The sequence below is a fragment of the Streptomyces antimicrobicus genome (assembly GCF_020532625.1).
Taxonomy (GTDB): domain Bacteria; phylum Actinomycetota; class Actinomycetes; order Streptomycetales; family Streptomycetaceae; genus Streptomyces; species Streptomyces antimicrobicus.
Map to the genome: position 1 here is coordinate 85,993 of NZ_JAJAUY010000001.1, position 23,298 is coordinate 109,290.

The following is a 23,298-nucleotide window of genomic DNA, read 5'->3' on the forward strand; positions in this document are numbered from 1 at the left end:
CGTGGTCGTTCCCGGCCAGAGCCTAGGACAGAGGCTGACCGCCGAGGCCGGTCCGCTTGACGCCGCGAGGTGAGAACGTCATCGGCCCTATCCATCCCTGGCGGACGAGGGCGATCTGGGAGGGCAGCGGGGACACCGGGTCGAGTGCTCTCCCGCGGGCCCAGTTCTGGAACAGCCCCTCGGTCGTCTCGACCGCGGACACCACCATGGTCACCTTCAGGTCCCCGTCGCTCCAGGTGTTCCACAGCGCCCAGCCCTCCGGCCGGGGGTCAACGCCGATCCGTGCGCACACCTCCTCGTACGGCTCCTCCACCCCGGCCGGCATGACCCCGGGCTTCACCACCGAGGCTCCGACGAGGCGGACCAGAGGCCGGTCCTCGTCCAGGCAGCCGTCACCCTCGAAGTGGTAGTGGCGCAGAGCCCGGGCAAGCGCGTTCACGCTGCGCTGGAGCGGTGTCGCCTCGTTCGGGTCTGCCTGGAACGAGAGCCATCCTTCGTTGGATGCCTCCACGGTGACGCGGTCGGCGAGGCGCTCGATCTCCTGGAGATAGTCCAGGTCACGGAGCTCAGGTGAGGTCATGGCCCGAAGTTTCGCACCGCGCCGCCGGCACCGACACAGGTTATCGACCCGGCAGCCGCCGTCCCGGCCCGCTCCGGACCCAGGACCCGCCCCGGCGCGGGCGGGCAGCACCGGTCCTGCCGGCGGCCGTACCGGTGGCCGTACCGGCGTCGCCACGGCGGCCGTACCGGTGGTGCCGGCAGGCTCGGGGGCGACTCCCCGGGGTTTGCCATCGACATTTACTAGGACGTCCTAGTAAATTCGAAGGCATGGACGCTGACGCCATCGAGGAGGGCCGCCGCCGCTGGCAGGCCCGTTACGACAAGGCCCGCAAGCGCGACGCCGACTTCACCACGCTCTCCGGCGATGCCGTCGACCCGGTCTACGGACCCCGGCCCGGCGACACCTACGAGGGCTTCGAGCGGATCGGCTGGCCGGGCGAGTACCCCTACACCCGCGGTCTGCACCCCACCGGCTACCGCGGCCGGACCTGGACCATCCGGCAGTTCGCCGGCTTCGGCAACGCCGAGCAGACCAACGAGCGCTACAAGATGATCCTGGCCGCCGGCGGCGGCGGGCTCTCGGTCGCCTTCGACATGCCCACCCTGATGGGCCGCGACTCCGACGACCCGCGCTCGCTCGGCGAGGTCGGCCACTGCGGTGTCGCCATCGACTCCGCCGCCGACATGGAGGTCCTCTTCAAGGACATCCCGCTGGGCGACGTCACCACGTCGATGACCATCTCCGGCCCGGCCGTGCCGGTCTTCTGCATGTACCTGGTGGCCGCCGAGCGGCAGGGCGTCGACCCGGCCGTGCTCAACGGCACGCTCCAGACCGACATCTTCAAGGAGTACATCGCGCAGAAGGAGTGGATCTTCGGCCCCGAGCCCCACCTGCGCCTCATCGGCGACCTGATGGAGTACTGCGCCCAGGGCATCCCGGCGTACAAGCCGCTGTCGGTCTCCGGCTACCACATCCGCGAGGCGGGCGCGACGGCCGCGCAGGAGCTCGCGTACACCCTCGCCGACGGTTTCGGCTACGTGGAGCTCGGCCTGTCCCGCGGCCTGGACGTCGACGTCTTCGCGCCCGGCCTGTCCTTCTTCTTCGACGCGCACGTCGACTTCTTCGAGGAGATCGCCAAGTTCCGCGCCGCCCGCCGGATCTGGGCGCGCTGGATGAAGGAGGTCTACGGCGCGAAGACGGACAAGGCGCAGTGGCTGCGCTTCCACACCCAGACCGCCGGTGTCTCGCTGACCGCGCAGCAGCCGTACAACAACGTCGTGCGGACCGCCGTGGAGGCGCTGGCGGCGGTGCTCGGCGGCACCAACTCCCTGCACACCAACGCCCTCGACGAGACCCTGGCCCTGCCCAGCGAGCAGGCCGCCGAGATCGCGCTGCGCACCCAGCAGGTGCTGATGGAGGAGACCGGCGTCGCCAACGTCGCGGACCCCCTGGGCGGTTCCTGGTACGTCGAGCAGCTGACGGACCGGATCGAGGCGGACGCGGAGAAGATCTTCGACCAGATCAAGGAGCGCGGCCTGCGCGCCCACCCCGACGGCCGCCACCCCATCGGCCCGATCACCTCGGGCATCCTGCGCGGCATCGAGGACGGCTGGTTCACCGGGGAGATCGCCGAGTCGGCCTTCCAGTACCAGCGGGCGCTGGAGAAGGGCGACAAGCGGGTGGTCGGCGTCAACGTCCACCACGGCTCGGTCACCGGTGACCTGGAGATCCTGCGGGTCAGCCACGAGGTCGAGTGGGAGCAGGTCCGGGTGCTCGGCGAGCGCAAGGGCCGCCGGGACGAGGCACGGGTCACCGCCTCGCTGGAGAAGATGCTGGCCGCCGCCCGGGACGGCTCCAACATGATCCCGGCCATGCTGGACGCCGTACGGGCCGAGGCCACCCTCGGCGAGATCTGCAACGCCCTGCGGGACGAGTGGGGCACGTACACGGAGCCCGCGGGCTTCTGACGTCCCCGACGGGGGCCGGTCGCGCCGACGCGACCGGCCCCTTCGCGTCCCCGTGCCGTCCTTCAGAAGCCCCCGCGCGCGCCTTCGCGGCCCGCCCCGGCGCGTCGTCCCTACGCCGCCGAGCCCTGGAGCCCGTGCATCAGCAGGGCGGTGAAGGTGGCCACCCACAGCTGGTCCACCGGCTCCGCGCTGACCAGCGCCCGGTGGACCACCGTGCCCGCGATGACGTCGAAGATCAGGTCGGTGGTGCGGCAGGCGAGTTCCTCGTCGGCCTCGTACGGCAGCTCGCCGCGGGCCTGGGCGCGTTCGCGGCCGAGCACGACGAGACGTTTCTGCCGGTCCACGATCGCCGACCGGATCCGGTCGCGCAGCGCGTCGTCCCGGGTGGACTCGGCGACCACCGCCATCAGAGCCGTCCGCGCCTCGGGGCGGCGCAGCAGCTCGGCGAACTGCAGCACCACGTACTCGACGTCCGCCTCCAGCGAGCCCCGGTCGGGCAGTTCCAAGGTGTCGAAGAGCTCGGCCACGGCGTCCACGACCAGCTCGTTCTTGCCCGCCCAGCGCCGGTAGAGGGTGGTCTTGGCGACACCGGCGCGGGCCGAGACGTCGCCCATGGTCAGCTTCGACCAGCCCAGTTCGCACAACGCGTCCCGGGTGGCGGCCAGGATCGCGGCGTCCGCCTCGGCGCTGCGCGGGCGGCCGGTGCGCCCAGAAGCGGAGCCTGATGTTCCGGAACGTGCGTGTCGCATGGCGCGACCATACCCGCCAGTAGCCTGGCGGCCAGTGACGCGCGGCACTGTGGGCGAGATCACGGGGCGCTCGGGCCGGCGCCGAGTTACGCTACGGCTCGTAGCGTAAGAGCGACAACCACGCATCAGCTACGGGCGCCAGGTGGGGACCCGGCGCCGCACCACCGGCCGTGCCGAGTGGCGGGGGATTTTCCGGCGATCTTTTTCGCCGACGCGCGCGAACGGGGGAGGATGTACGCATGCAGCCCAGAAACATGTCCATGAGCGGCGTCGTCGACCTCGCCGCGGTGAAGGCGGCCGGCGAGGCCAAGGCCAAGGCCGAGCAGGCGCGCGCGCAGGCCGCGCGGCAGGGTGGCGGTGCCCCCGGCGCGGTGCCGCCCGAGGCGCTCGTCCTCACCCTCGACGAGGCCGGCTTCGAAGACGCGCTCCAGATGTCCGCCGAGGTGCCGGTGGTCATCGCCTTCTGGTCCGAGCGGTCCCCGGCGAGCAAGGAGCTCGCCGGCCTGCTGGAGCGGCTCGCCGTCGAGGCGGCCGGCCGCTACGTGCTGGCCAAGGTCGACGTGGACGCCAGCCCCCTGCTGGTGCAGCAGTTCGGCATCCAGGGCATCCCGGCCGTCTTCGCCGTGGTCGCCGGCCAGGCGCTGCCGCTGTTCCAGGGCTCCGCGCCCGAGGACCAGGTCCGCGACACCCTCGACCAGCTCGTGCAGATCGCCGAGCAGCGCTTCGGCATCACCGGGCTCGTGGTGGACGCCGCGGCCGGCACCGGGGCCCCGGCCGCCGCGCCGCCCGGGCCGCACGACGCCCTGCTGGAGGCGGCGATGACCGCGCTGGACGCCGGCGACCTGGCCGGCGCCGTCCAGGCGTACAAGAACGTGCTCGCCGAGGACCCCGGCCATGCCGAGGCCAAACTGGGCCTGGCCCAGGCGGAGTTGCTCCAGCGCGTCCAGGGTGTGGACCCGCAGGCCGTGCGCGCCGCGGCCGCCGCGGACCCCAAGGACGCCGCCGCCCAGATCGCTGCGGCCGACCTGGACCTGGTGGGCGGTCACGTCGAGGACGCCTTCGGCCGGCTGGTGGACACGGTGCGCGTCACGTTCGGTGACGACCGCGACACCGTACGGCTGCGCCTGCTGGAACTGTTCGAGATCGTCGGCGCCGAGGACCCGCGGGTCGTCAAGGCGCGCACGGCCCTGGCGCGGGTGCTCTTCTAGGGCCCGCCCCGGCGCCCACGGGCATCCGTCGATCTGTTGACACGGAGATAAACAGCGGCCGCTCTTTGCCAAAACTTGGTAATGGCGGCCGCTGTTACTCGCAGTAAATCGAACCCCTGGATCTGTCGGGTTCCTCCCTCCTTCCGCCGATCTGTCATGGCCCTCGGTGACACCCTGCGTGCCCGAGCCGAGCCTCGCGATCGAGCTGCGGTTATCCAGCCGTTACCCGCCAGTAACGAACCCCCTTGTGCCCCGGCCCCGAATGGACCACGATCGGCCACGCTCGGTCCGTCCCGCAGAGCCGCTCACCCGGAACCGCGGACGGGTCCCCACCGGGCCGGTCGGTGGCCACGGGCACCGGCCGTGGACAGGGGGGTCTCTGCCACACCTGGCAGGGCCTGTCCTCCAGGTTGCGCGGACGCGTGGCCCAGTGGTTGTCGCTCGGGGGTGATCGCCGGTGTACCTGACGCGGATCCGCGCCACGGCCGCCGTCGCTCCTTCCCGAGGACGTAGCACTTCTCCCATCCCAGGACGGGCAGGGCCCGGACCGGAGATGTACGTCCGAGAAGGAGGAACAACATGAATTCCCAGGTTCGTGGCGGGACCAGATGGAAGCGCTTCGCGCTCGTCATGGTGCCCAGCATCGCGGCCACCGCCGCGGTCGGTGTGGGTCTGGCGCAGGGCGCGCTCGCGGCGTCCTTCAGCGTGTCCGGCCAGGACTTCAAGGTGCGCGCCGACGAACTCGTCGGTCAGGACCTGATCCAGTACGGCGGGATCGCCGAGGGGCACAGCCTGAAGGGTGACGCGCAGCACCACCCGGTCACCATCTCCGGCTTCCGCGAAGCCAAGATCACCAACATGTGCCAGTCCCTGGTCACCCCGGTGCCCGGCATCGGCAACATCACCCTGAAGCTGCAGACGGGCCACAAGGGCCGTCCGGCGGTCGCCCAGAACATCTACCTGGACGTCGCCGAGCTCGACGCGGACGCCAAGTTCGAGCAGCTCGACATCGGTGTCGCGGTGGGCGACCAGAGCCACGCCACCAAGCCGCAGCCCGGCACGGTCACGAGCCCGTTCGCGTTCTCGCAGCGCGCCAAGACGGCGACGCTGACGAACGTGCGCCAGAAGGCCTGGGCGACGACGGCGGGTACCTTCACCCTGCCCGACCTCAAGCTGCGCCTGCTCAGCGGCGACCAGCCGTGCTACGAGGACGAGAAGTAATCCGTCCCCGTGTTGCTTGACCGGCCGGGCGGGCGGCACTGTCGTCCGTCCGCCCGTCCGGGCGCGACACCGAAGTTCTCCGTACCACCGTTTCCAGGGAGCTGTTGTCCATGAACCCCCAGGCCCCGGTTAACGCCGCTGACGACCACTGGCTCACCGTGGTGTACTACCGCTTCCACTCCTGGACGGGCAAGCGGCCGTTCTGGGCCGGGCTGTTCACCCTGATCGCCGGTGCGCCGATCATCTACTTCCCGTTCGGCGACACGCGACTGGCCAACGTCTCGGTGACGCTCGCCACCACGACCGGCTCCGGCTCGCTGATCATCGGGATCCTGCTGATCACCCTCGGCCTCGCGCTCTGGTTCCAGCAGGCGATCCGGGTCTTCGCGGGGGTCGCCGCGATCCTGCTCGGCCTGGTCTCGCTGCCGCTGTCCAACCTCGGCGGCTGGGGTCTCGGCCTGATCTGCGCACTCGTCGGCGGCAGCCTCGCGCTGTCCTGGGCGCCCGGCAGGCCCGCGGCGCCGGAGGCCGGCGCACCGACCCTGGCGGCGACCGCGGCGGTTCCCGCCCCGCGGGAGACGGAGACCGGCTACGCGACCGAGACGACTGCCCACGCCGATGGCGGGAGGAACAGTGCGGGGTGACCAGACGCAGGCGGCCGAGTCCGCTCCTGGCGACGAGTCCCGTGGTACGAAGGGCCCGCGGCACGCGGCGCCCAGGAAGTCGCTGCTGACCAAGTTCCACATACCCGTCGGCAGGACCATGGCCCTGGCGGCGATGCCGACGGCCGTGTTCGTCGGGATGGGCATGGCCCCCAAGCTGGCCGTCGCCGACGACAAGGAGATCCCGTTCCTGCCCGGACCGTGCGTGACGCGCTCCGACGGTCCCACGGAATCGGCCTCCCCCTCGCCCTCGACGTCGCCGTCCACGACCCCGTCCCCGCAGGCCTCGCCCGGCGCGAAGCCCTCGCCGGGCGCGTCCCCCAAGGCCTCGACCTCACCCGGGCCCACCGTGTCCCCGTCGGCGCCCAAGCCGGGCACGCCGCCCACCGGGCAGCAGGCGGCCCCGGCCGCGGCGCCCACGGCCACGCCGAGCGCGGGCCGGACGACCAACCCGCTCGACCCGCTGGGCGTCGGTGACGCGCTGCGCGACCTGTTCGGCGGCCTCGGCAAGCCCGCCACCGGCACGCCGGGCACCCCCGCCCCCACGGCCCCCGCCCCGGCCCCGTCCGGCACGGCCACTCCCGCGCCCGGGACCTCCACCCCGGCCAAGGAGCCGGCGAAGGACCCGGTCAAGGACCCGGCGGCGGACGCCATCCGCGAGGCGGCGAAGAAGGCCGGCGTCAAGGTCGAGGAGCTGCCGCAGGACGTCAAGGACACGGCCACCGAGCCGAAGGACGAGACGGGCGCCAAGGACGGCGAGAAGGACGCGGACGCCGACGGCAAGCAGCCCTTCCCCTGCCCGACCCTGGACGCCGAGGCCCTCGCCAACGCCCAGCTGGAGGCGGGCATCCCGGCCCTGCCCGACGAGCCCTGGTACCTGGACAGCAGCCTGCTGACCCTCTACGGCCTGGACTACGAGGGCATCGTCGAGGTGAGGACCGGCTCCGGCAAGGTCAAGAAGGTCCTGAAGTTCACGGCCGACTCGCTCGACATCAAGGACCTGTACCAGACCGTCGGCAAGGGGCAGAACATCGCGCACCTGAAGTCCCGGCCCGGCTCGACGTCGAAGATCCGCGGCGGCAAGGTCACGATGTACACCGAGTCGCTCAAGGGCAACCTCTTCGGGCTGATCCCGATCGAGTTCAGCCCGACCAGCCCGCCGCCGCTGAACGTGCCCTTCGCGTTCTTCACGGACGTCAAGGTCGTCCAGGCCGGCCAGTTCGGCGGCACCCTGACCGTCCCGGGCCTGAAGAACTACATCGGCCCGCCGGAGTAGCCCGCCCGTGCGTACGGGAGCGGCCCGCACCCCCTGCGAGGGGTGCGGGCCGCTCCCGCTGTGCGGTACGGACGACTAGCCCTGGGTTCCGCCCAGGTGGTGGACGCGGACCATGTTGGTCGTGCCCGGCACACCGGGGGGCGAACCGGCCGTGATGATCATCGTGTCGCCGGCGTTGTAGCGGCCGAGCTTGACCATCTCGGCGTCCACGAGGTCGACCATCGCGTCGGTGTTGTCCACGTGCGGGACGACGTACGACTCCACGCCCCAGCTCAAGGTCAGCTGGTTGCGGGTGTTGACGTCCGTGGTGAACGCGACGATCGGCTGGACCGCGCGGTAGCGCGACAGGCGGCGGGCGGTGTCACCGGACTGGGTGAAGGCGATCAGTGCCTTGCCGTCCAGGAAGTCCGCGATCTCGCACGCGGCGCGGGCGACGGAACCGCCCTGGGTGCGCGGCTTCTTGCCCGGCACCAGCGGCTGGAGGCCCTTGGAGAGCAGCTCCTCCTCGGCCGCCGCGACGATCTTGGACATCGTCTTGACGGTCTCGATCGGGTACTGGCCGACCGAGGACTCGGCGGACAGCATGACCGCGTCGGCGCCGTCCAGGATGGCGTTGGCGACGTCGGAGGCCTCGGCGCGGGTCGGCCGGGAGTTGGTGATCATCGACTCCATCATCTGGGTGGCGACGATGACCGGCTTGGCGTTGCGGCGGCACATCTCGATGAGCCGCTTCTGGACCATCGGGACCTTCTCCAGCGGGTACTCGACGGCCAGGTCGCCACGGGCGACCATGACGGCGTCGAAGGCGCTGACCACGGCCTCCATGTTCTCGACGGCCTGGGGCTTCTCCACCTTGGCGATGACGGGGACCCGGCGGCCCTCCTCGTCCATGACCCGGTGGACGTCCTTGACGTCGTTGGCGTCGCGGACGAAGGACAGGGCGACCATGTCGCAGCCCATCCGCAGGGCGAAGCGGAGGTCTTCCTTGTCCTTCTCGGACAGGGCGGGGACGTTCACCGCGGCACCGGGCAGGTTGATGCCCTTGTGGTCCGAGATGACACCGCCCTCGATGACGATGGTCCGCACCCGGGGTCCCTCGACCTCGGTGACCCGCAGCTCGACGTTGCCGTCGTTGATCAGGACCTGGTCGCCCTTGGCGACGTCGCCCGGCAGACCCTTGTACGTGGTGCCGCAGATGGACTTGTCACCCGGGACGTCCTCGGTGGTGATGGTGAACTCGTCACCGCGCACCAGCTCGACCGGGCCCTCGGCGAAGGTCTCCAGGCGGATCTTCGGACCCTGGAGGTCGGCGAGCACACCCACCGCGCGGCCGGTGTCCTCCGCGGCCTTGCGGACGCGGTCGTACCGCTCCTGGTGCTCTGCCTGGGATCCGTGGCTGAAGTTGAAACGGGCCACGTTCATGCCTGCCTCGATGAGCGCTTTCAGCTGCTCATAGGAGTCGACGGCGGGGCCCAGCGTGCAGACGATTTTGGAACGGCGCATGAAGCGGATCCTATCCGTTTGTTTCGTAGCGGAATATTCCGTCTGGTGGAAAGTCCAAGTGGCTAGCCGGTGACCAGCTCATACGTCTGGGCGGCGATCTCCAGTTCCTCGTCCGTGGGCACCACCGCCACCGCGACGCGGGCGCCGGCGGGGGAGATCAGCCGCGGCTCGCCGGAGCGCTCCGCGTTCGCCCGGGGGTCCAGCGCCAGCCCGAGCCCCTCCAGACCCGCCACGGCCGCCTCCCGCACCGGGGCCGCGTTCTCGCCGACACCGGCGGTGAACACCACCGCGTCCACCCGGCCGAGCACGGCCGTGTAGGCGCCGATGTACTTCTTCAGCCGGTGGACGTACGTGGCGAACGCCCGCCGGGCCGCCTCGTCGCCCTCGCCTGCCCGGCGCAGCACCTCGCGCATGTCGTTGTCGCCGCACATCCCCAGCAGACCGCTCTTCTTGTTCAGCAGCGAGTCGATCTCGTCCACCGACATCCCGCCGACCCGGGCCAGATGGAAGATCACCGCCGGGTCGAGGTCACCCGAACGGGTGCCCATGACCAGGCCCTCCAGCGGGGTCAGGCCCATCGAGGTCTCCACGCACACCCCGCCCCGGACCGCCGAGGCCGAGGCGCCGTTGCCCAGGTGCAGCACGATCACGTTGACCTCCTGCGGCTCCTTGCCCAGCAGCCGGGCCGTGGCCCGCGAGACGTAGGCGTGGGAGGTGCCGTGGAAACCGTAGCGGCGGACGGACCAGCGCTCGGCGACCTCCGCGTCGATCGCGTACTGGGCCACGTGGTCGGGCATGGTCGCGTGGAAGGCCGTGTCGAAGACCGCGACCTGCGGGACGTCGGGCCGCAGCGCGCGGGCCACCTCGATCCCGGTGACGTTCGCCGGGTTGTGCAGCGGGGCCAGCGGCACCAGGCTGCGGATCTCCGCCAGCACCTCGTCGTCGATCACGGTGGGCGCGGTGAACCGGGTGCCGCCGTGCACCACCCGGTGCCCGACGGCCGCCAGCTCCGGGGAGTCCAGGCCCAGGCCGTCGGCGGCCAGCTCCGCCGCGACGGCCTTCAGCGCGGCCTCGTGGTCCGCGATCGGGCCGAGCTGCTCGCGCTTGCCGCCGCCGGTGGCCAGCGGCTCGTGCGCCAGCCGCGAGGTCTCCTCGCCGATGCGCTCCACCAGGCCCACGGCCAGGCGGCTGCGGTCCGCCATGTCGAGCAGCTGGTACTTGACCGACGAGGAGCCGGAGTTGAGGACGAGTACGCGCGATGCGGTCACGGTCGGGGTCTTTCCTTCGGTGGGGGAGGAGGGGGTCACGGGGCCGTGGGCTGGGCCTGGACGGCGGTGATCGCCACCGTGGTGACGATGTCCTGGACCAGCGCCCCGCGCGAGAGGTCGTTGACCGGCTTGCGCAGGCCCTGCAGGACCGGGCCGACCGCCACGGCGCCCGCCGACCGCTGCACGGCCTTGTAGGTGTTGTTGCCGGTGTTGAGGTCCGGGAAGATCAGCACGGTGGCGCGGCCCGCCACGTCGGAGCCGGGCAGCTTGGTCGCGGCCACCGACGGCTCGACCGCGGCGTCGTACTGGATCGGGCCCTCGACCGCGAGGTCGGGACGGCGCTCCCGGACGAGTTCGGTGGCCTTGCGGACCTTGTCCACGTCGGCGCCGGAACCGGAGGTGCCGGTGGAGTACGACAGCATCGCGATCCGCGGCTCGACGCCGAAGGCGGCGGCGGTGGCGGCGGACTGGATGGCGATGTCGGCCAGCTGCTCGGCGTCCGGGTCCGGGTTGACCGCGCAGTCGCCGTAGACGAGCACCTGGTCGGCCAGGCACATGAAGAACACGGACGAGACGATGGCCGCGTCCGGCTTGGTCTTGATGATCTCGAAGGCCGGCCGGATGGTGGCCGCGGTGGAGTGCACCGAGCCCGAGACCATGCCGTCGGCCAGGCCCTCCTGGACCATGAGGGTGCCGAAGTAGTTGACGTCGGTGACCACGTCGTTGGCCAGCTCGACGGTCATGCCCTTGTGGGCCCGGGCCTTGGCGTAGTACTCCGCGAAACGTTCCCGCAGGGGCGAGGTCGCCGGGTCGATGATCTGCGCCGCGCCGATGTCGATCCCGAGGTCCGCGGCCTTCTTCAGGACCTGCTGCTCCTCGCCGAGCAGCGTCAGGTCGCACACCCCGCGGCGCAGCACCACGTCGGCCGCGCGCAGCACCCGCTCCTCGGTGCCCTCGGGCAGCACCACGCGGCGCCGGTCGGTGCGGGCCCGCTCCAGCAGCTCGTGCTCGAACATCATCGGCGTGACCCGCTCGGAGCGGGTCACCGACAGCAGGTCCCGCAGCTCGGCGGTGTCCACGTGCCGCTCGAACAGGCCGAGCGCGGTCTCCAGCTTGCGCGGGGTGGCGGAGTTCAACCGGCTCTGCAGCGAGAAGAGTTCGGCGGCCGTCGGGAAGCTGTTGCCGGCCACGGAGACCACCGGGGTGCCCGGGGCCAGCTTCGCGGCCATCTCCAGGATGTGCGGGGCCGGGCGCTCGTTCAGGGTGAGCAGCACCCCGGCGATCGCCGGGGTGCCCGAGGTGTGCGCGGCCAGGGCGCCGATCACCAGGTCGGAGCGGTCGCCGGGGGTCACCACCAGGCAGCCGGGGGTGAGGGCGTTGAGGAAGTTCGGCAGCATGGCGCCGCCGAAGACGAAGTCCAGCGCGTCGCGGGCGAGCCCCGCCTCGTCGCCGAGCAGCACCTCGCCGCCGAGCGCCCGGGTGATCTGGGCGACCGTCGGGGCCGAGAGCGACTTGTCGTCCGGGAGCACGTAGCAGGGCACGGGCAGCCGGGCGGCCAGCCGCTCGGCTATGACGTCCCGGTCCGTCTTGGCCACCCGGTTGACCACCATCGCGACGACCTGGCAGCCCAGGCTCTCGTAGGCGCGGTAGGCGTTGCGGGCCTCGGCGCGCACCGACTCGGCGGTCTGCTTGGTGCCGCCCACCACGGGGACGACCACCGCGCCCAGCTCGTTGGCCAGGCGCGCGTTCAGGGCCAGCTCGTCGGGGAGGTTGGTCTCGGCGTAGTCGGTGCCGAGGACCAGCATGACGTCGTAGTCGCGGGCCGCCCGGTGGTAGCGGTCGACCAGCCGGGAGACCAGCTCGTCGGTGCCCTTCTCGGCCAGCACCACCGAGGCCTCGTGGTAGTCCATGCCGAACGCGGTCCGGGCGTCCTGGTCGAGCCGGTAGCGGGCCCTGAGCAGCTCGAAGAGCCGGTCCGGGGCGTCGTGCAGGAGCGGGCGGTAGACCCCGACCCGGCCCGTCTGCCGCGTGAGCAGCTCCATGATCCCCAGCTCGACGACCTGCCGGCCGTCCCCCCGGTCGATACCGGTCACGTACACGCTCCGCGTCACGCGCGCTCTCCCGTCCGTGTCTGTGGTCCCTGGAAATTTTCCCGATAGGGTGGGCTTGTCCTCTTGACAATACCTTGGCGGCTGGGTAGGGCGCCCCCCGGAAGAAGGCCCGGACGGGCGGCCCGAAGGCCCTGGGGGTGGAGCAGTACGAAGCGCGCCTCCCCCGGAGCCCGTGGAACAATCGGACAGGTTTCGCACATACGGCTAGGAGACACAGCACGATGCGTATCGGAGTTCTCACCGCAGGCGGCGACTGCCCAGGACTGAACGCTGTGATCCGGTCCGTCGTGCACCGCGCGCTGGTCGGCCACGGCGACGAGGTCATCGGCTTCGAGGACGGCTTCAAGGGCCTGCTCGACGGTCACTACCGGCCCCTGGACATCAACTCCGTGAGCGGCATCCTGGCCCGCGGCGGCACCATCCTCGGCTCCGCCCGCATGGAGCGCGCCCGGCTGCGGGAGGCCGCCGACAACTGCGCCGCGCTCAAGGAGCGCTACGGGCTCGACGCCCTGATCCCGATCGGCGGCGAGGGCACCTTGACGGCCGCCCGGATGCTCTCCGACGCCGGCATGCCCGTGGTCGGCGTCCCCAAGACCATCGACAACGACATCTCCGCCACCGACCGCACCTTCGGCTTCGACACCGCCGTCACCGTCGCCACCGAGGCCATAGACCGCCTGAAGACCACCGCCGAGTCCCACCAGCGCGTCATGGTCGTCGAGGTCATGGGCCGGCACGCCGGCTGGATCGCCCTGGAGTCCGGCATGGCCGGCGGCGCCCACGGCATCTGCCTGCCCGAGCGCCCCTTCGAGGTCGACGACCTGGTCAAGATGGTGGAGGAGCGGTTCTCGCGCGGCAAGAAGTTCGCGGTCGTCTGCGTCGCCGAGGGCGCGCACCCGGCCGAGGGCTCCATGCCGTACGAGAAGGGCGCCATCGACCAGTACGGCCACGAGCGCTTCGCCGGCATCGGCAACCGCCTGGCCGTGGAGCTCGAACGCCGCCTGGGCAAGGAGGCCCGCCCGGTCATCCTCGGCCACGTCCAGCGCGGCGGCGTCCCCACCGCCTACGACCGGGTGCTCGCCACCCGCTTCGGCTGGCACGCCGTCGAGGCCGCCCACCGCGGCGACTTCGGACAGATGACCGCCCTGCGCGGCACCGACATCGTGATGGCGCCGCTCGCCGCGGCGACGGCCGAGCTGAAGACCGTCCCCGAGAACCGGATGTACGAGGCGGAATCGGTCTTCTGAGCACCGGTCGTCCGACCGGTACGGGGAGGACGCGGGCTATTCCGTCCCCCAGGCCAGCGCCCAGAAGCGGTCCACGATCTCCGCGAGGAAGTCCCGGCCCGCGTCCCCGCTGTTCGGCCCGCCCCGGCCGCTGCCGCTGGCCCAGCTCAAGGTGGCCATCATGCGCGACTGGTAGTCGTCGTGGAGCCGCTCCAGCACCCACTCCAGGTGCGCCTTCGGCACCGGTATCAGCTTGGTGAGCGGCTTGAGGTACGCCTGCCAGCGCGTGGTCACCGCACTGCGCAGCAGCTCCGCCAGCTCGTCCTGCTTGCCGGTGGCCGCCACGAACTGCGGCAGGGTCAACTGCAGCAGCGTGGCCAGCGCCGCCGACTGGCGTTCGTTGCCCTTCCAGCGGCCGGTGTCCTCCATCTTCTGGTAGGACCCCGTCTCCAGCCCCACCCGCCGGGCCAGCTCCTCGGCCGACAGGCCGCGGGCGATCCGGTGCTCCCGCAGGGTCACCGGCTCCGCGAGCAGTTCCCCGGGCGCGCACCACAGCACGCCGGCGAGCGCGGTCAGCTCGCTCTGGTCGGGGGTGGCCTCGCCGCGCTCCCAGGCCATCACGGTCTCGGGGGAGACGAGGAGTCCGTACTGGGCGCGCAGGCCGTAGGCGACGTGACCGGGCGCCATGCCCAGGGCCGCGCGCAGGCGGCGGGCGGCGGGGGCGTTGAAGGGAGGACTTGAGTGCACGGGCACACGGTAGAAGCGGCCGGGGTGCGGCGACTACGGTCTGTTCGAACCAACTCACAACTCGTAGGAAACTCCCACCGACTTCGGTGTTTTGCGCCGTTTTACCGGCGACTGTCCGGTAATCGGTGCGCGAGGTGATCCACCGACCGGCGTTGCCCTGACGTCGGCGTCAAGGATTACGGTCGCCCCATGCGAATCGGCGAGCTGGCCCGCCGGGCCGGAACCACCACCCGGACCCTGCGGTACTACGAGTCGCGCGGGCTGCTGACGGCCCGCCGCAGCGGCAACGGCTACCGCAGCTACGACGAGGAGGATCTGCGCCTGCTGCGCCAGATCCGCACCCTCCAGGACTTCGGCTTCGACCTGGAGGAGACCCGCCCCTTCGTGGACTGCCTGCGCGCCGGCCACCCGGCCGGCGACAGCTGCCCCGCCTCCCTGGCCGTCTACCGGCGCAAGCTCGCCGAGCTCGACGAGCTGCTCGGCCGGCTGGCCGACGTACGGGAGCAGGTGGCGCGGCAGCTCGCCGAGGCCGAGGAGGCCGCCGGGGAGGCGGCCGCGCCGCGGTGCGAGATGACCGGCTGACGACCAGAGGAGACAGTGACGATGCGTGCCCACGGAGTGGCCCAGGTGACCGACCGGGACTTCGCCGCCGAGGTGCTCGGCGAGCGCGGCCGGCCGGTCCTGGTGGAGTTCACCGCCGACTGGTGCGGACCGTGCCGGCAGCTGGCGCCGGTGTTGTCCGCGCTCGCCGCCGAGGAGGCGGACCGGTTCAAGATCGTCCAGATGGACGTGGACCACAACCCCGAGACCGCCCTGCGCCACGGGGTGCTGTCCGCGCCCACCATGATCGTCTTCCGGGACGGGGAGCCGGTGCGGTCCATGGTCGGTACCCGGACCAAGCACCGGCTGCTCGCCGAACTGGAGGAGGTGCTCGCCGTCAGGGCCTGAACCACACGGTGCTCAGGGGCGGCAGCGTGAGCCGCAGGCTCACCGGCCGCCCCTGGGCCGGCCGCCGCTGCGGCCGCAGCTGCCGTGCGTTGCGCACGCCGCTGCCGCCGTAGCGCTCGTCGTCGGTGTTGAGCACCTCCCGCCACAGGGGTACGTCCTCCGGCACCCCGATCCGGTACTGGTGGCGCACCACCGGCGAGAAGTTGGACACCGACAGCAACGGCGAGCCGTCGGCGGCGTACCGCAGGAAGGCGTACACGTTGTCCTCCGCGGCGTCCGCCTCCACCCAGGCGAACCCTTCCGGCACGGTGTCCCGCTCCCACAGGGCGGGCGCCGCCCGGTACGCGTGGTTCAGGTCCCGCACCAGCTCCCGCACCCCGCGGTGGTCGCCCGCCGCCGAGTACGAGTCGTCCAGCAGCCACCAGTCGGGCCCGTGGCTCTCCGACCACTCCGCGCCCTGGGCGAACTCCTGCCCCATGAACAGCAGCTGCTTGCCCGGATGGGCCCACATGAACCCCAGGTACGCGCGGTGCGTGGCCCGCTGCTGCCACCAGTCGCCCGGCATCTTCGACACCAGCGCCCGCTTGCCGTGCACCACCTCGTCGTGCGAGATCGGCAGCACGTAGTTCTCGCTGTACGCGTAGACCATCCCGAACGTCATGTCGTGGTGGTGGTACTTGCGGTGCACCGGGTCCTTCGACACGTAGCGCAGGGTGTCGTGCATCCAGCCCATGTTCCACTTCAGCCCGAAGCCCAGGCCCCCGGCGTCGGTCGGGCGGGTCACCCCGTCCCAGGCCGTGGACTCCTCGGCGATGGTGACCACGCCCGGGCAGCGCCGGTAGACGGTGGCGTTCATCTCCTGCAGGAAGCGCACCGCGTCCGGGTTGTCCCGCCCGCCGTGCTCGTTGGGCACCCACTCGCCCTCGTTGCGCGAGTAGTCCAGATACAGCATCGAGGCCACCGCGTCCACCCGGATGCCGTCCACGTGGAACTCCTGGCCCCAGTAGACGGCGTTGGCCACCAGGAAGTTGCGGACCTCCTTGCGCCCGTAGTCGAACTCCAGCGTGCCCCAGTCCGGGTGCGCCGACCGCCGCGGGTCCTCGTGCTCGTACAGCGGCCGCCCGTCGAACTCCGCCAGTGCCCACTCGTCGCGCGGGAAGTGCGCCGGCACCCAGTCGACGATCACCCCGATGCCGGCCTGGTGCAGCGAGTCCACCAGGAAGCGGAAGTCGTCGGGGGTGCCCATCCGGGACGTCGGCGCGTAGAAGCCCGTCACCTGGTAGCCCCACGAGCCGCCGAAGGGGTGCTCGGCGACCGGCATGAACTCCACGTGCGTGAAGCCCAGCTCCTTGACGTACGACGGCAGCTGCTCGGCGAGCTGGCGGTAGCTCAGCCCCGGGCGCCACGACCCCAGGTGCAGCTCGTACACCGAGAACGGCGCCAGGTGCGCGGGCCGGGCGGCGCGCGCCGCCATCCACGCCCCGTCGCCCCACACGTGGTGCGAGGCCGTCACGACCGAGGCCGTGGCCGGGGGCACCTCCGCGGCCTGCGCCATCGGGTCCGCGCGCAGGGTGTGGCTGCCGTCGGGGCGGGTGATGTCGTACTTGTACAGCGCGCCCTCGCCGACGCCCGGCAGGAACAGCTCCCACACCCCGCTGGCGCCGAGCGAGCGCATGGGCTGGGCGACCGCGTCCCAGTACGAGAAGTCCCCGGTGACCCGGACCCCCTGGGCGTTCGGCGCCCACACGGTGAACCGGGTGCCGGCCACCCCCTGGTGCTCCATCGGCCGGGCGCCGAGCGCCGTCCACAGTTCCTCGTGCCGGCCCTCGCCGATCAGGTGCAGGTCCAGCTCGCCGAGCGCCGGCAGGAACCGGTAGGGGTCGTGGACCTCGACCTCGTCGCCGTCGTACGTCACCAGCAGCCGGTAGTCCGGGACCTCCGCCAGCGGCAGCAGCCCGGAGAACAGCCCGTCGCCGTCGTCGTGCAGCTCGGTCCGCAGCCCCTTGGCGACCACCGTGACCGCCTTGGCGTACGGGCGCAGCACCCGGAACGCGACCCCGCCGCGCAGGGTCCGGGCGCCCAGCACCCCGTGCGGATCGTGGTGCCGGCCCTCCAGCAGCCGGGCGCGTTCCTCCGGGTGCAGGGCGGGCGCGGGCCGGACCCCGCGGGAGGGGGCGGCGGCCCGGCGGGCGCGGGGCGTCCGCTTGGTGCGCCCCTCGGCGGCGGGGGCTTCGTCGGTGACGGCGGTGGACGACTGGGCGGCGCTCACGGGTGCGGCCTCCTTGGCGGCTGTGGGCGGGGATGGGGGTGGGGGTGGGGCGGGGCGGGGGCGGCGAGCCGGCGGATCGCCGCCATCGGGACGTGCAGCCAGTCGGGGCGGTGCCGGGACTCGTACCGGGCCTCGTAGACCGCCTTGTCCGTCTCGTACGCGCGCAGCAGCACCGGGTCCTCGCGCGGGTCGCGCCCGGTGGTCGCCGCGTAGCCGGAGCAGAACGCCGCCCGGCAGGCGTCCGCCCACGCGGGGGCGAACGGGCGGTGGGAGCGGGCCGCGTAGTCGAAGGACCGCAGTATCCCCGCGATGTCCCGGACGGCCGGTTCCGGGCGGCGCCGGTCGGCCAGCGGCCGGGCCGGCTCCCCCTCGAAGTCGATCAGCGCCCAGCTGCCGTCGGCGGTCCGCAGGGTCTGGCCCAGGTGCAGGTCGCCGTGGATGCGCTGTGCGGAAACGGTCAACCCGCGGGCGGCGGCCAGCGCGTCGAACGCCTGGCGCAGCCCCGCCTCGTAGGGCCGCAGGGCCGGGACCTCGCGGACCGTGGCGGCCAGCCGCGCGGTCATCCCCGCCGCGAGCCGGGCCGTCTGCTCGGGACCGAGCGCCAGCACCGGCAGGGCGGAGGCGAGGGCGCTGTGCACCTCGGCGGTGGCCCGGCCCAGGGCGTGCGCCTCGGCGGTGAAGTCGGCGCCGGACCCCAGCCGGCGCAGGGCCAGCTGCCAGCCGTCGTCGGAGCCGCGCAGGTACGGCTGGAGCACGCCGAGGGTCAGCGGTTCGCCCCCGGGCAGCGCGGCCTCGTACCAGGCGACCGGTGCCGGGACCCGGGCGCAGCCCGCGGCGGCCAGCGCCCGGGGCAGTTCCAGGTCGGGGTTGACCCCCGGGCCCACTCTGCGGAAGACCTTGAGGATGTACGCGTCCCCGAAGATCAGCGAGGAGTTGGTCTGCTCCCCGGACAGCGGGCGCGGTTGCAGCCCGGCCGGGATCAGCGTCAGCGGGTCCCGGTCGAAGCGCAGCGGGCCCAACGTGCCCGGGGCACGCAATCGTTCCAGCAGCAGGGCCGCCAGCCGGGGATCGCCCAGGGCCTCGTACACGGCGTGGCCGGCGTACGGGCCCTGCTCGGCCCGGCCGATCAGGGCCGGCGCGAGCGCCGGGGGCAGACCGGTGCGCAGCCCGAGCAGCAGCTGGTAGCAGTCGCCGTCCACGTCGAGGAGCAGGTGGAGCAGCCCGGGGGAGGAGCCCGGGGGCAGGAGCTCGGCCGCCGAGATCAGCCGGAGCGTGCGGATGTCCCGGCCCTTCCCGGCGAACCAGCGCTGGGCGGGCAGCCAGGCCCGCAGCATCGGTTCCAGCGGGTCGAGCAGGGCGGCCCCGGCCCGGCCGGCGGTGGCGCCGGCCGTTCCGGTCGTCCCGGTGGATGCAGCCTCCGACATGGCGTCGCGTCCTTTCCCCGGGCCGTCCGTGGTGCGCAGAGTGTCCCGGATCGCGGCAGTTGCTTCTCCGGTGTGTGTCGTCCGGTGAGAAGGTCGTCTGTCGTACGGGGCGGGCGCTGGACCGGACGCGGACCGCCCGCCCCGTACGCGTTGCTACTCGGTCCTCAGTCGGAACCAGTAGAAGCCGTGCCCGGCCAGCGTCAGCAGGTACGGCCACTCGCCGATCGGCGGGAAGCGCACGTCACCCGTGAGCTCGACCGGAACCCGCCCGTTGAACGACCGCAGGTCGAGCTCCGTGGGCTGCGCGAACCGCGAGAAGTTGTGCACGCACAGCACCAGATCGTCCCCGTACTCGCGCAGGAACGCGAGCACCGCCGGGTTCGACGAGGGCAGTTCGGTGTACGAGCCGAGGCCGAAGGCCGGGTTCGCCTTGCGGACCTCGATCAGCCTGCGGGTCCAGTGCAGCAGTGACGAGGGCGAGGACATCGCGGCCTCGACGTTGGTGACCTGGTACCCGTAGACCGGGTCCATGATGACCGGCAGGTTCAGCCTGCCCGGATCGCACGAGGAGAAACCGGCGTTGCGGTCCGGAGTCCACTGCATCGGGGTCCGCACCCCGTCGCGGTCGCCCAGCCAGATGTTGTCGCCCATGCCGATCTCGTCGCCGTAGTAGAGGATCGGCGAGCCGGGCAGGGACAGCAGCAGGGCGGTGAACAGCTCGATCTGGTGCCGGTCGTTGTCGAGCAGCGGGGCGAGTCGGCGCCGGATGCCGATGTTGGCCCGCATCCGCGGGTCCTTGGCGTACTCGGCGTACATGTAGTCCCGCTCTTCGTCCGTGACCATTTCGAGGGTGAGCTCGTCGTGGTTGCGCAGGAAGATGCCCCACTGGCAGCGGTCGGGGATCTGCGGGGTCTTGGCGAGGATCTCGGAGACCGGGTAGCGCGACTCTCTTCGCACCGCCATGAAGATGCGCGGCATCACGGGGAAGTGGAACGCCATGTGGCACTCGTCCCCGCCGCTGACGTAGTCGCCGAAGTAGTCGACCACGTCCTCGGGCCACTGGTTGGCCTCGGCGAGCAGCACCGTGTCCGGGTAGTGCGCGTCGATCTCCGCCCGGACCCGCTTGAGGAAGCTGTGGGTCCGCGGAAGGTTCTCGCAGTTGGTGCCCTCCTCGGCGAACAGGTACGGCACCGCGTCCAGCCGGAAGCCGTCGATGCCGAGGTCCAGCCAGAAGCGCAGGGCCGAGATGATCTCCTCCTGGACGGCCGGGTTCTCGTAGTTGAGGTCCGGCTGGTGGGAGAAGAACCGGTGCCAGTAGTACTGCTTGCGCACCGGGTCGTAGGTCCAGTTGGAGGTCTCGGTGTCGATGAAGATGATCCGGGCGTCCTGGTACTGCTTGTCGTTGTCGGCCCACATGTAGTAGTCCCCGTACGGCCCGTCGGGGTCCTTGCGGGACTGCTGGAACCACTCGTGCTGGTCGCTCGTGTGGTTCATGACGAAGTCGATGATCACCCGCATCCCGCGCTGGTGCGCGGCGTCCACGAACTCCACGAAGTCGGCGAGGTCGCCGAACTCCGGCAGGACCGAGGTGTAGTCCGAGACGTCGTAGCCGCCGTCGCGCAGCGGCGAGGCGAAGAACGGCGGGAGCCACAGGCAGTCGACGCCGAGCCACTGGAGGTAGTCCAGCTTGGCCGTCAGGCCCCGCAGGTCCCCGACGCCGTCTCCGTTGCTGTCGTGGAAGGAGCGGACGAGGACCTCGTAGAACACCGCCCGCTTGAACCAGTCGGGGTCGCGGTCCTTGGCGGGGGTGTCCTCGAACGTGTCGGGGACGGGATCGTTGATCATCATGTGGTGGGTGACCCTCCGGTGGGCGGGGACGGTCGCAGAGCGGTCAGGACGTGCGCGGGGGTCCGGCCCGGCTCCAGTCGCACGTAGTTCGCCCTGCCCCAGTGATAGGTCTCGCCCGTGAGCTCGTCGCGCACGGTGAGGGACCCGTGCCAGTCGAGGCCGAGTACCGGCATGTCCAACGAGACCGTCGCCTCCTGGGTGTGGTGCGGATCGAGGTTGACGACCACCAGTACGGAATTGCTTCCGCTGTGCTTCGAATAAGCGATCACCTGGTCGTTGTCGGTCTCGTGGAAATGGAGGTCGCGCAGCTGCTGGAGCGCCGGGTTGCGCCGCCGCAGCCGGTTGAGCCGGGTGATCAGCGGGGCGATCGTGCGGCCCTCGCGGTCGGCCGCCGCCCAGTCCCGCGGCTTGAACTGGTACTTCTCCGAGTCCAGGTACTCCTCCGAGCCCTCCCGCAGCGGGGTGTTCTCGCACAGCTCGTAGCCGGCGTACACGCCCCAGGTGGGGGAGAGGGTGGCGGCGAGGACGGCACGGACCTCGAAGGCGGGCCGGCCGCCGTGCTGGAGGTAGGCGTGCAGGATGTCCGGGGTGTTGACGAAGAAGTTCGGGCGCATCGCCGCGGCCGACGCCGGGCCCGCCAGCTCGGTCAGGTACTCCGTGAGCTCCTGCTTGGTGTTGCGCCAGGTGAAGTACGTGTACGACTGCTGGAAGCCGATCGCGGCCAGGGTGCGCATCATCGCGGGCCGGGTGAAGGCCTCGGCCAGGAAGATCACGTCCGGGTCGGCCCGGTTGATCTCGCCGATCACCTTCTCCCAGAACACCACCGGCTTGGTGTGCGGATTGTCGACCCGGAAGATCCGCACCCCGTGGTCCATCCAGTGCCGCAGCACCCGGACCGTCTCCTGGACGATCCCGGCCATGTCGGTGTCGAAGTGGACCGGGTAGATGTCCTGGTACTTCTTCGGCGGGTTCTCGGCGTAGGCGATGGTGCCGTCGGCCCGGTGCCGGAACCACTCCGGATGCTTGTGCACCCACGGATGGTCGGGCGAGCACTGCAGCGCGAAGTCCAGGGCCACCTCCAGGCGCAGCTCCCGGGCCCGCCGCACGAAGTGGTCGAAGTCCTCCAGGGTGCCCAGATCGGGGTGGACCGCGTCGTGCCCGCCCTCCGGCGAGCCGATCGCCCACGGCACCCCCGGGTCCCAACTCCCCGCCGACAAGGTGTTGTTGGGGCCCTTGCGGTAGGTGGTGCCGATGGGGTGGATCGGCGGCAGGTAGACGACGTCGAAGCCCATCGCGGCGATGGCCGTCAGCCGCTCGGCGGCGGTGCGGAAGGTGCCGCTCACCGGCGGCCGGCCCTCCTCCAGCACGGCCCCCTCGGACCGCGGGAAGAACTCGTACCACGAGCCGAACAGCGCCCGCTTGCGCTCCACCAGCAGCGGCAGCGCCTTCGCCGACGACACCAGCTCCCGGTACGGCTTGCGGGCGAAGGCGGCGTCCACCGGCTCGGCCAGCGCGGCCGCCAGCCGCGACTGCGCGGGCCGCTCCTCGTCCCGCATCGCGTCGGCCGCGGCGAGCACCGCCTCGCGGCCGTCCTTCTTGGGGATCCGGGCCGCGGCCTTCTCGTAGAGCTCGGCGCCCTCCAGCAGCACCAGCTCGGTGTCGATGCCCGCCGGGATCTTGATCTTCGCCGCCGCCCGCCAGGTGGCGACCGGATCGCTCCAGGCCTCGACGGTGTACGTCCACCGCCCCTCCACGTCCGCGCTGACCCTGGCCCCCCACCGGTCGGTGCCCGGGGCCAGCTCGCGCAGCCGGACCCCCGGCCGGGCCCGGCCGCTCGGGTCGCGCAGGACGACCTGGGCGGCCACCGCCTCGTGCCCCTCCCGGAACACGGTGGCGGAGATCTCGAAGACCTCGTCCACGACCGCCTTGGCGGGTCTGGTGCCGCAGTCGACGGCAGGGCGGACGTCCAGCACGGGAATGCGACCGATCATGATGGGATCACCTGGGGGCAGTTCGCAGGGCTCGGTGACAACACTCGGGCCGGGGGTCCGGCCGGTGGGGCATGCTCTGTTCGCTCTGTTTCTAGCCGCTCCGTGGACGGCTGCGCTGCGGGCATGGCCGCTCCTGTCCGCGTTCACTCGGGTGGCGGGGAGAGGTGGGGGGCGTGTGCGCCGTGCTCGGTACCCGGGGAGCCCTTCCCACTCCCGGGCCCGGCAATCCGCGCGCTTGGTTAACTACTAGTACGTAGTCGGTCACGCAAGGGGTTGGTCCCGGCCCGACAATCACCCAGGCTTCGTCAAGTCGACGTA

General features: G+C 71.7%; 18 protein-coding genes. 8 read left to right on the forward strand and 10 right to left on the reverse strand.

The annotated features are described in order from the left end of the window. Nucleotides 1–22: 22 nt before the first annotated feature. Nucleotides 23–580, reverse strand: coding sequence for a hypothetical protein (locus LG632_RS00445; protein ID WP_226724265.1), 558 nt, complete (start codon nt 578–580; stop codon nt 23–25). A gap of 248 nt (nt 581–828) precedes the next feature. Between LG632_RS00445 and icmA the strand changes: the two genes are divergently transcribed. Further along, nucleotides 829–2,529 carry a coenzyme B12-dependent isobutyryl-CoA mutase large subunit gene (icmA, locus tag LG632_RS00450; RefSeq protein ID WP_226724266.1) on the forward strand — a complete coding sequence of 567 codons (1,701 nt, stop codon included), beginning with the start codon at nt 829–831 and terminating at the stop codon, nt 2,527–2,529. Nucleotides 2,530–2,639: 110 nt separating this feature from the next. Here the strand turns inward: icmA and LG632_RS00455 are convergent, their stop codons facing one another. Then, the gene (locus tag LG632_RS00455; RefSeq protein ID WP_226724267.1) at nt 2,640–3,278 is read right to left on the reverse strand and encodes a TetR/AcrR family transcriptional regulator; all 639 of its coding nucleotides are present in this window, start codon (nt 3,276–3,278) and stop codon (nt 2,640–2,642) included. A gap of 239 nt (nt 3,279–3,517) precedes the next feature. Between LG632_RS00455 and LG632_RS00460 the strand changes: the two genes are divergently transcribed. The 4 genes from LG632_RS00460 to LG632_RS00475 all read left to right on the forward strand — a co-directional run bounded on the left by LG632_RS00460 (nt 3,518) and on the right by LG632_RS00475 (nt 7,645). Next, nucleotides 3,518–4,486 (forward strand): co-chaperone YbbN, encoded by a 969-nt coding sequence (locus tag LG632_RS00460; protein ID WP_226724268.1) that lies wholly within the window; start codon nt 3,518–3,520, stop codon nt 4,484–4,486. A gap of 579 nt (nt 4,487–5,065) precedes the next feature. Further along, nucleotides 5,066–5,707 (forward strand): DUF6230 family protein, encoded by a 642-nt coding sequence (locus LG632_RS00465; protein ID WP_226724269.1) that lies wholly within the window; start codon nt 5,066–5,068, stop codon nt 5,705–5,707. Nucleotides 5,708–5,817: 110 nt separating this feature from the next. Then, nucleotides 5,818–6,351, forward strand: a complete 534-nt coding sequence (locus LG632_RS00470) for a DUF6114 domain-containing protein (protein ID WP_226724270.1) — start codon at nt 5,818–5,820, stop codon at nt 6,349–6,351. Further along, on the forward strand, nt 6,341–7,645 hold the full coding sequence (locus LG632_RS00475; RefSeq protein WP_226724271.1) for a hypothetical protein: 1,305 nt from the start codon (nt 6,341–6,343) through the stop codon (nt 7,643–7,645). The genes LG632_RS00470 and LG632_RS00475 overlap by 11 nt, the downstream gene beginning before the upstream one ends. Nucleotides 7,646–7,720: 75 nt before the next feature. Here LG632_RS00475 and pyk read toward each other — a convergent pair whose 3' ends face one another. From pyk to pta, 3 genes are all read right to left on the reverse strand, one after another. Beyond that, on the reverse strand, nt 7,721–9,148 hold the full coding sequence (gene pyk, locus LG632_RS00480; RefSeq protein ID WP_226724272.1) for a pyruvate kinase: 1,428 nt from the start codon (nt 9,146–9,148) through the stop codon (nt 7,721–7,723). Nucleotides 9,149–9,210: 62 nt separating this feature from the next. Continuing rightward, complete coding sequence (locus LG632_RS00485; protein WP_226724273.1) at nt 9,211–10,416, reverse strand: acetate kinase; 1,206 nt, start codon at nt 10,414–10,416, stop codon at nt 9,211–9,213. A 35-nt stretch (nt 10,417–10,451) separates the two neighbouring features. Continuing rightward, nucleotides 10,452–12,527, reverse strand: coding sequence for a phosphate acetyltransferase (gene pta / locus LG632_RS00490; RefSeq protein ID WP_226724274.1), 2,076 nt, complete (start codon nt 12,525–12,527; stop codon nt 10,452–10,454). Nucleotides 12,528–12,748: 221 nt separating this feature from the next. On the opposite strand from pta, the gene LG632_RS00495 reads away from it, so the two are divergent. Beyond that, nucleotides 12,749–13,774, forward strand: a complete 1,026-nt coding sequence (locus LG632_RS00495; RefSeq protein ID WP_226724275.1) for an ATP-dependent 6-phosphofructokinase — start codon at nt 12,749–12,751, stop codon at nt 13,772–13,774. A gap of 36 nt (nt 13,775–13,810) precedes the next feature. On the opposite strand, the gene LG632_RS00500 is transcribed toward LG632_RS00495, so the two are convergent. Beyond that, a complete protein-coding gene (locus LG632_RS00500) occupies nt 13,811–14,506 on the reverse strand; it encodes a helix-turn-helix transcriptional regulator (protein ID WP_226724276.1) in 696 nt (231 codons plus the stop codon). Nucleotides 14,507–14,689: 183 nt separating this feature from the next. Here LG632_RS00500 and LG632_RS00505 point away from each other — a divergent pair, with 183 nt between their 5' ends. Together LG632_RS00505 and LG632_RS00510 are read left to right on the forward strand one after the other, a co-directional pair. Continuing rightward, nucleotides 14,690–15,082 carry a MerR family transcriptional regulator gene (locus LG632_RS00505; RefSeq protein ID WP_226724277.1) on the forward strand — a complete coding sequence of 131 codons (393 nt, stop codon included), beginning with the start codon at nt 14,690–14,692 and terminating at the stop codon, nt 15,080–15,082. A gap of 21 nt (nt 15,083–15,103) precedes the next feature. Then, nucleotides 15,104–15,448 (forward strand): thioredoxin family protein, encoded by a 345-nt coding sequence (locus LG632_RS00510; RefSeq protein WP_264201222.1) that lies wholly within the window; start codon nt 15,104–15,106, stop codon nt 15,446–15,448. Here the strand turns inward: LG632_RS00510 and glgB are convergent. The 4 genes from glgB to LG632_RS00530 all read right to left on the reverse strand — a co-directional run bounded on the left by glgB (nt 15,438) and on the right by LG632_RS00530 (nt 22,980). After that, the gene (glgB, locus tag LG632_RS00515) at nt 15,438–17,717 is read right to left on the reverse strand and encodes a 1,4-alpha-glucan branching enzyme (protein ID WP_226724278.1); all 2,280 of its coding nucleotides are present in this window, start codon (nt 17,715–17,717) and stop codon (nt 15,438–15,440) included. The two genes, LG632_RS00510 and glgB, sit on opposite strands and share 11 nt — an antisense overlap. Further along, complete coding sequence (locus LG632_RS00520) at nt 17,714–19,141, reverse strand: maltokinase N-terminal cap-like domain-containing protein (RefSeq protein WP_374203364.1); 1,428 nt, start codon at nt 19,139–19,141, stop codon at nt 17,714–17,716. Before LG632_RS00520 ends, glgB begins: the two co-directional genes overlap by 4 nt. A 153-nt stretch (nt 19,142–19,294) precedes the next feature. Next, nucleotides 19,295–20,989: a maltose alpha-D-glucosyltransferase gene (gene treS, locus LG632_RS00525; RefSeq protein WP_226724279.1), complete on the reverse strand. Its 1,695-nt coding sequence runs from the start codon at nt 20,987–20,989 to the stop codon at nt 19,295–19,297. After that, entirely contained in the window at nt 20,986–22,980 is a 1,995-nt protein-coding gene (locus LG632_RS00530) for an alpha-1,4-glucan--maltose-1-phosphate maltosyltransferase (protein ID WP_226724280.1), read from the reverse strand. Before LG632_RS00530 ends, treS begins: the two co-directional genes overlap by 4 nt. Between the last annotated feature and the right edge of the window lie 318 nt (nt 22,981–23,298).

Bases quoted from the DNA above. Each gene is read 5' to 3' on its own strand.
- LG632_RS00505 (WP_226724277.1), top strand. From the start codon at position 14,690: ATGCGAATCGGCGAGCTGGCCCGCCGGGCCGGAACCACCACCCGGACC.
- LG632_RS00495 (WP_226724275.1), top strand. From the start codon at position 12,749: ATGCGTATCGGAGTTCTCACCGCAGGCGGCGACTGCCCAGGACTGAAC.
- LG632_RS00530 (WP_226724280.1), bottom strand. From the start codon at position 22,980: ATGATCGGTCGCATTCCCGTGCTGGACGTCCGCCCTGCCGTCGACTGC.
- pyk (WP_226724272.1), bottom strand. From the start codon at position 9,148: ATGCGCCGTTCCAAAATCGTCTGCACGCTGGGCCCCGCCGTCGACTCC.
- LG632_RS00455 (WP_226724267.1), bottom strand. From the start codon at position 3,278: ATGCGACACGCACGTTCCGGAACATCAGGCTCCGCTTCTGGGCGCACC.
- LG632_RS00520 (WP_374203364.1), bottom strand. From the start codon at position 19,141: ATGTCGGAGGCTGCATCCACCGGGACGACCGGAACGGCCGGCGCCACC.
- treS (WP_226724279.1), bottom strand. From the start codon at position 20,989: ATGATGATCAACGATCCCGTCCCCGACACGTTCGAGGACACCCCCGCC.
- LG632_RS00510 (WP_264201222.1), top strand. From the start codon at position 15,104: ATGCGTGCCCACGGAGTGGCCCAGGTGACCGACCGGGACTTCGCCGCC.
- LG632_RS00445 (WP_226724265.1), bottom strand. From the start codon at position 580: ATGACCTCACCTGAGCTCCGTGACCTGGACTATCTCCAGGAGATCGAG.
- icmA (WP_226724266.1), top strand. From the start codon at position 829: ATGGACGCTGACGCCATCGAGGAGGGCCGCCGCCGCTGGCAGGCCCGT.
- LG632_RS00470 (WP_226724270.1), top strand. From the start codon at position 5,818: ATGAACCCCCAGGCCCCGGTTAACGCCGCTGACGACCACTGGCTCACC.
- LG632_RS00460 (WP_226724268.1), top strand. From the start codon at position 3,518: ATGCAGCCCAGAAACATGTCCATGAGCGGCGTCGTCGACCTCGCCGCG.
- LG632_RS00465 (WP_226724269.1), top strand. From the start codon at position 5,066: ATGAATTCCCAGGTTCGTGGCGGGACCAGATGGAAGCGCTTCGCGCTC.